Origin of the sequence: Psychromonas sp. KJ10-10, from assembly GCF_047323245.1 — a bacterium.
Classification (GTDB): Bacteria; Pseudomonadota; Gammaproteobacteria; order Enterobacterales; family Psychromonadaceae; genus Psychromonas.
Genome location: NZ_CP178826.1, coordinates 4,294,157 through 4,300,738, shown reverse-complemented (window position 1 = coordinate 4,300,738; position 6,582 = coordinate 4,294,157). Strand labels below are relative to the sequence as shown.

The following is a 6,582-nucleotide window of genomic DNA, read 5'->3' as shown; positions in this document are numbered from 1 at the left end:
CCAAGCGCCTAATACCGATAAACCCCATCCTTCGAAAGAAGGGTGGGGTTTTTTCGTTATTACGTCTTTTGAATTGACCTACTCACGCATGGGGAAGGTTAATAGCCCGCCGTAGGCAGAATCAAAACATGTGACAGTAGGGTGAGTTTGCCGAAGGCAAGGGGACGAACAATGTCCACCCATCGCCAAGCGCCTAATACGAACAATCCCTGTTGACTTTGTCAGCAGGGATTTTTTCGTTTTAGGGCTTTAGTGCGAGGACCTACGTAGAGAGTAGGGCGAGTTTGCCGACAGGCAAGGCTCACGAGCGGAGGAGCTCTGCGACGACTTTCCATCGCCAAGCCCCTAATACCGATAAATCCCATCCTTCGAAAGAAGGGTGGGTTTTTTCATTATTACGTCTTTTGAATTGACCTACTCACGCATGGGGAAGGTTAATAGCCCGCCGTAGGCAGAATCAAAACATGTGATAGTAGGGTGAGTTTGCCGAAGGCAAGGGGACGAACAATGCCCACCCATCGCCAAGCGCCTAATACGAACAATCCCTGTTGACTTTGTCTGCAGGGATTTTTTCGTTTTAGGGCTTTAGTGTAATGAGTCATGTTAAGAGTAGGGCAATATCACTCAAATGATGCTTAATGAATAATAGGCTTTCGATATGATTTTAAATGACAGTTTGCGTGAGAAAAGGTACAGCAAAAAATGTACTTTTTATAATGTAAATATTTAAACCTTGATATTGTGAAGTGAAAGTGTTTTTTAATGCTAGATAAGTTTTAGTATGATCTAAAATAATAAATGAGGATGGTTTAAATCAATACCTATTTGGTTATTTTAATACCAATTCCGTTAATTTAATGATCAAATATTACGCAGAGAAAAGCTTATTTATGCTGTAAGTTATTGTAAATGGTTATTTCTTTTAAAAGGCTTTAAATGCGGATATAGCTTGTTTTAACAGGCAAAACAGATCCACTAATTATTATGATTGGTATTAGTTATATTACTCTAACAGTAAGGTGGATATTATGAACTATAAAAATATTTTAGTTGCTGTGGATTTATCTGAGTCTAGCAATTTACTAATCAGAAAAGCGATATCAATCGCTCGTATCAGTGAGGCTAAAATTTCATTTGTATTTGTTGATTTATCACAGTCTTTAAATAATACAGCTTTGAGCTATGATGAATATCAATTTGCAACTATAGAGCCTGATTTAAGTTTAGCTGAAAAACATCGCCAACAACTGCAAGATCTAGCTGATAGTGTAGATTATCATATCGATAATTGTTTTTATTTGACTGGTGATATACCACAAAAATTACAGGAAGAAGTGAAGGAGTTAGGTGCTGACTTATTGGTTTGCGGGCACCATCACCATAACTTTTGGACCGGATTTTTATCTTCGTTGCCTAAAATAGTAAATGCTTCTATAACGGATGTATTTATTGTGCAATTAGAATAAAGTCTTTGATTGATACTATTACTGTCAATTAAGCGATAATTTGCGTTTTTTAAGTGGGTTATCGCTATTGGTTAAAACAGATTTCAATAAAAGCTGTACCATGTTCTGAGGTAAACGGCATAAGTACTTTTGCACCATCAACTTGATGTTTTATGGTGTGTGAAGGCCCAGATACGACGACAGGTGTTGCCATACTAAAATCAAAACCTTTCTCACCTAGTTGTAATTTAGCGCCACCGGCAACCATATTAGTGATTTCCCCTAGCATATCGGTAATATCATCATCAATGTCTTCAAGCTCATCACCAACCATTAAACGAAATACATTTAGTGCTAATGCTTTGTCAAAACTAATAGAAAAAGACCCCTTTGCATTTGGCCCTACCATGCCTATAAGCCCGGAGACATCACCGCGTGCAATTGCGTCTTTTTTAAGGCTTGGCTTTCCTGGTTTTATATCTACTTGTGCCATGGTTTTAAGCACATTAATAAACGAGGATAAAAAAGGGTTTACAAATTCTGCATTCATATTAGATACACTTGTATAATTAATTTATTAAAGTCTAATTATAGAAGCAGTTATAGTAAATTCCACGTGCTTCTAATACTTTATTTAAGTTTTTAATCATAGCAAGCATTGCTTACAGTTAAAATGGGTTATTTATCACAGGAATGTAGATCATTCTTTTATTGGATATTTTTTATAACCTAACTCTTCAGATATCTTTCTGCCAGCTTGATGTAATAAGTCTACATAATGAGACATGCTTTCTTCATCAAAACGAATGGTTGGAAATGAAATAGAAATTCCGGCAATAATTGTTCCGAATCGATCATAAACCGGGGTTGCGATGCAACGTAAACCTGGTTCCTGCTCTTCATTATCTTCGCCGTAATGTTGCGCTTTTACTTTTTTTAATTCCTCAAGAAGTTGCTCAATATTTTCTAATGTATTGTCTGTGCTTTTTTTAAATTCAACGTCAATAAACGCATTACGTATAAATGTTTCATCGCGTTTCTGATAATAATACTTTACCAATTGCAGTTGTGTGTAATGGGTTTCTTCTTCCTACTCTTGAGTGCATCCTTAAGTTATAACTTGAATCTATTTTATGGATATAAATAATAGAGCCTTCATCTAACATGCCTAAATGTATTGTTTCGTTAGTTTGCTCTGAAAGGTAGCGCATCTGTTTCTCGGCTAAGGAGATAAGGTCAACATGCTGTAATGATTTAGATCCAAGTTCAAACATTTTTAGGGTCAGTGCATATTTATCTGTCTCACCTTCTTGGGAAACATAATTTAAGGTTTTCATAGTTTGAAGGAAACGATAAGTCGTTGCTTTAGACATCATTAGGCGTTGCGAAAGTTCTGATACGCCAATTTGTTTTTGTTCGCCTAATGCTTGAAGAATACTAAAGACTTTCAATACCGATGATACTGCCTCTGGCTGAGCTGTCTTTTCCATTATCATTCCTTATTATTATTTGTAAATTCTATTATAACGGGCCAGTTTTCATTATTCAATTTTATTAAAACAGCTGTTTTAAAAAATGAAATATTTAACTGTGATGTTGTATTTCATGTAATAAAATTAAAAATGAAATGCTGGTTTAATATATTTGCAAAGCTGTTTGTTTCGTATTATCTTATAACAAGTCATTTCTACATTTAACAATTTTGAGGGTACCAAGATGGTTCTGGAGTCATTTAATTTAACTGGAAAAGTTGCCATTGTTACTGGTTGTAATACAGGCTTAGGCCAAGCTATGGCATTAGGACTTGCACAAGCAGGTTGTAAAGTTGTTGGTGTTAATCGCGACGAACCAGCAGAAACTATCAAGTTAATGACTGCAGAGGGTTATACTTTTTAGATATTCGTGCGGATCTTTTAGAGCAGGGTGATATTCCTAGTATCATTGAACAAGTTGTTTCTAAATTTGGAAAAGTTGACATTTTAGTTAATAACGCTGGCATTATTCGCCGTGAAGATGCGATCGATTTCTCAGAGCAAGATTGGGATGACGTCATGAATGTAAATACGAAAACAGTCTTTTTTATGGCTCAAGCGGTCGCTAAACAATTTATTGCTCAAGGAACTGGTGGAAAAATAATTAACATTGCTTCAATGTTATCTTTTCAAGGTGGGATCCGGGTTCCTTCTTATACGGCGTCGAAAAGTGCATTAATGGGAATGACAAGAGCAATGGCAAATGAATGGGCAAAGGATAATATTAACGTTAATGCTATTGCCCCTGGATATATGGAAACCAATAATACAGAGGCGTTACGTGCTGACGTCGATAGAAACCGCGCTATATTAGAACGAATTCCTGCTAATCGCTGGGGTAAACCTGCAGATATTGCTGGCCCCTGTGTATTTTTAGCATCAGATGCCGCAAATTACATTAACGGTTATACCCTCGCTGTTGATGGTGGCTGGTTAGCACGTTAATCATAAACTGCTCATTGCTGAGATATCATGACATCCGATGAAATTATTGCACAGGCATTTGGCTTTCTAAGTTTGTCGCTTGGTATATCAACTTTCTACCAAAGGGATGATAGAAGATTAAAAATAGTCATGTTAATTTTTAATCTTAATCACCTTTTACATTATTTTTTGTTGGGTTCTATCGTATCCGCTTTTAGTGCGTTGTTATCTGTATTTCGAACTGCGCTGTCTATCAAAACTTCTTCTAAGGTAATTGCATTTATATTTATAACCATCACCTTGGTAACTGGGATTTCACTTGCAGATCATCTCTGGCAACTCTGGCCTGTTTTAGGTTCCGCTATTGGTACTTATACTTTATTTGTACTGAAGGGCATCAAGATGCGTATTGGCTTTTTACTTGGCGCCTGTTGCTGGTTAACTAATAATATTTTGGTTGGATCTATCGGTGGTACATTATTAGAAATGACAGCAATAACAATGAATTTAATAACTATTTATCGATTATCCAAAGGAGACTCATCTGTTGTTAAGATATAAAGCCAACTCGAATATAAAAATTAATATATTAAATAACTAAACATGAACAATTGAAACGATACAAATTAAAGGAGATTCAAATGAAAATTGCATTAATGATGGAAAATAGCCAGGCAGGTAAAAATGCAACGGTATTAAACGAATTAAATACTGTGGTTATTCCACAGGGTGATACGGTATTTAATGTTGGTATGTGTGATGAAAATGATCATCATCTGACTTATATTCACTTAGGGATCATGGCCAGTATTTTAATCAATTCTAAGGCTGTAGATTTTGTTGTTGCGGGTTGCGGAACTGGTCAAGGTGCAATGATGTCTTTAAACATCCACCCAGGTGTTAACTGTGGTTATTGCTTAGAGCCATCAGATGCTTTTTTGTTTAATCAAATTAATAACGGTAATGCCTTAGCGCTTGCCTTTGCTAAAGGCTATGGCTGGGGTGCAGAATTAAATGTACGTTATATCTTTGAGAAAGCTTTTACAACGGGTGAGCGCGGTATGGGTTATCCTCTAGAGCGTGCAGTGCCACAGCAACAAAATGCGGGTATTCTTAATGATGTAAAAGCGACTGTAGTGAAAGAAAATTATTTAGATACGCTTAGTGCAATTGATCCAGAGTTAGTTAAAACTGCTGTCAGTGGTGAGCGTTTTCAACAGTGTTTCTTTGATAACTGCCAAGATGCTGAAATAGAAGCTTATGTTAAATCTGTTTTAAAATAACGCTGTGTAACTTGTCAGATCAAATTGTTTCTTCAAAGAAACAATTTGATCTGCATTTTAGTTTGAATTACATGCGATAAACACCACCATTAACATCAATTGTAGCACCTGAAACAAAACCATTATATTCAGAAGCTAAGAATTTGATGACCTTTGCAACATCCTCTGAAGTACCAGCTCTTTTAAGTGGAATACCACGAACTGTCTCATCGGCAGATTCTTTAGTAGTATGTTGATCATGAAAACGTGTGCCTAAAATTAACCCCGGTGCAACGGCATTAACACGAATTCCAAACTCACCTAATTCAGTCGCTAAAGAGCGTGTCCATGTTAAAACTGCTCCTTTAGTCGTGGAGTAGACCAATGACCCTGAGTGCCCGCCTGAGCGCCCTGCAAGAGAAGCAAGATTAACTATACTTGAACCTTCATTGGCTTTTTTGAGGTAGGGAAGAGTCGCTTGAGTGACGTTTAACATCGTTGTCATATTAATATCGATGACGGTTTGCCAAAATTTATGATCAATTTCTTCAAGCCATTTGCGTGCAACAATGCCACCGACATTGTTAACTAGTACATCAATACCACCTAAAAACTCAGTCGCTTCATCAACACATTTTTTAGACTCGACATCATCTCTTAAATCAGCATATCCATAGGTCGCTTTTTGACCTAGTGATTTAGCTAATTTAACTAATTCTTCAGGTCCTTCAGTGCCACTAAAGTAATGGATATAGATATCACAACCCGCTTCAATTAACTCTTTAGCAGAATAGAAGCCAATACCTTGTTCGGCCCCAGTAATAAATACTTTTTTGCCTTTTAAGCATCCCATTTCACAATATCCTTAATAGTTTCTTGGTTTATTTAAGTAGCTTAGTTTTTTATCTAACTAGACTAATGACTCAATTAATAATTTTTATAGTTTATAAAGCCTTATTTTACCGTCAATATTGTCTTAAACATTTGCACCATGTTTGTCCTGAAATTACACTGACCATAATGATAACTTTATAATATTAAGACTATCTGTTTGTTTTATTGCCGACTTTTTATCACTCATCTTTTATGCAATAACAACATTAAGTTACCCGTAACATTCTATATCTAACTAAAACAGATTGTGAACCATCATCAGTGATTTTTTTAATCGTATGATGAATATCACACCATTGTATGATGATAACATAAGGAAAATTGTTGTAATAATATGCCTATAATTTTGTGTTATTTTTCTAGGTTATTAAAAATAAACTATCAAAAGCAACATTATTAAAATTATATAAGGTTAAAAGACCTCAATTATATTCTTTATTTTTAAGTAATTATGAAAGGATTAGATTAGTTGTAGTATTTATGAATAATCATTCAGTTACGTGATGCTGGTTGTATCCTGAAGAT

General features: G+C 35.6%; 7 protein-coding genes and 1 pseudogene. 4 read left to right on the top strand and 4 right to left on the bottom strand.

Features of this window, described 5'->3' with window-relative positions:
* Positions 1–1,028 precede the first annotated feature (1,028 nt).
* Positions 1,029–1,466 (top strand): universal stress protein, encoded by a 438-nt coding sequence (locus ACLKMH_RS24615; RefSeq protein WP_413700353.1) that lies wholly within the window; start codon positions 1,029–1,031, stop codon positions 1,464–1,466.
* A gap of 64 nt (positions 1,467–1,530) precedes the next feature.
* Here ACLKMH_RS24615 and ACLKMH_RS24610 read toward each other — a convergent pair whose 3' ends face one another.
* The 3 genes from ACLKMH_RS24610 to ACLKMH_RS24600 all read right to left on the bottom strand — a co-directional run bounded on the left by ACLKMH_RS24610 (position 1,531) and on the right by ACLKMH_RS24600 (position 2,935).
* Complete coding sequence (locus ACLKMH_RS24610) at positions 1,531–1,995, bottom strand: chemotaxis protein CheX (protein ID WP_413700352.1); 465 nt, start codon at positions 1,993–1,995, stop codon at positions 1,531–1,533.
* A 150-nt stretch (positions 1,996–2,145) separates the two neighbouring features.
* The gene (locus ACLKMH_RS24605) at positions 2,146–2,505 is read right to left on the bottom strand and encodes an IclR family transcriptional regulator C-terminal domain-containing protein (protein WP_413700351.1); all 360 of its coding nucleotides are present in this window, start codon (positions 2,503–2,505) and stop codon (positions 2,146–2,148) included.
* Positions 2,474–2,935, bottom strand: a complete 462-nt coding sequence (locus ACLKMH_RS24600; RefSeq protein ID WP_413700350.1) for a helix-turn-helix domain-containing protein — start codon at positions 2,933–2,935, stop codon at positions 2,474–2,476. The genes ACLKMH_RS24605 and ACLKMH_RS24600 overlap by 32 nt, the downstream gene beginning before the upstream one ends.
* 226 nt (positions 2,936–3,161) lie before the next feature.
* Between ACLKMH_RS24600 and kduD the strand changes: the two are divergent.
* The 3 genes and pseudogenes from kduD (at position 3,162) to ACLKMH_RS24585 (ending at position 5,184) form a co-directional block, all read left to right on the top strand.
* Positions 3,162–3,922: pseudogene (kduD, locus tag ACLKMH_RS24595) on the top strand (2-dehydro-3-deoxy-D-gluconate 5-dehydrogenase KduD).
* 27 nt (positions 3,923–3,949) lie between these two features.
* Positions 3,950–4,462, top strand: coding sequence for a YgjV family protein (locus ACLKMH_RS24590; RefSeq protein ID WP_413700349.1), 513 nt, complete (start codon positions 3,950–3,952; stop codon positions 4,460–4,462).
* A gap of 80 nt (positions 4,463–4,542) precedes the next feature.
* Positions 4,543–5,184, top strand: coding sequence for an RpiB/LacA/LacB family sugar-phosphate isomerase (locus tag ACLKMH_RS24585; RefSeq protein WP_413700348.1), 642 nt, complete (start codon positions 4,543–4,545; stop codon positions 5,182–5,184).
* 67 nt (positions 5,185–5,251) lie between these two features.
* Here ACLKMH_RS24585 and ACLKMH_RS24580 read toward each other — a convergent pair whose 3' ends face one another.
* The gene (locus ACLKMH_RS24580) at positions 5,252–6,016 is read right to left on the bottom strand and encodes an SDR family NAD(P)-dependent oxidoreductase (RefSeq protein WP_413700347.1); all 765 of its coding nucleotides are present in this window, start codon (positions 6,014–6,016) and stop codon (positions 5,252–5,254) included.
* Positions 6,017–6,582 lie beyond the last annotated feature (566 nt).

What these genes read in the sequence shown, in the direction of transcription:
- ACLKMH_RS24600 (WP_413700350.1), bottom strand. Translation starts at nt 2,935, where the DNA reads ATGGAAAAGACAGCTCAGCCAGAGGCAGTATCATCGGTATTGAAAGTC.
- ACLKMH_RS24615 (WP_413700353.1), top strand. Translation starts at nt 1,029, where the DNA reads ATGAACTATAAAAATATTTTAGTTGCTGTGGATTTATCTGAGTCTAGC.
- ACLKMH_RS24585 (WP_413700348.1), top strand. Translation starts at nt 4,543, where the DNA reads ATGAAAATTGCATTAATGATGGAAAATAGCCAGGCAGGTAAAAATGCA.
- ACLKMH_RS24580 (WP_413700347.1), bottom strand. Translation starts at nt 6,016, where the DNA reads ATGGGATGCTTAAAAGGCAAAAAAGTATTTATTACTGGGGCCGAACAA.
- ACLKMH_RS24590 (WP_413700349.1), top strand. Translation starts at nt 3,950, where the DNA reads ATGACATCCGATGAAATTATTGCACAGGCATTTGGCTTTCTAAGTTTG.
- ACLKMH_RS24610 (WP_413700352.1), bottom strand. Translation starts at nt 1,995, where the DNA reads ATGAATGCAGAATTTGTAAACCCTTTTTTATCCTCGTTTATTAATGTG.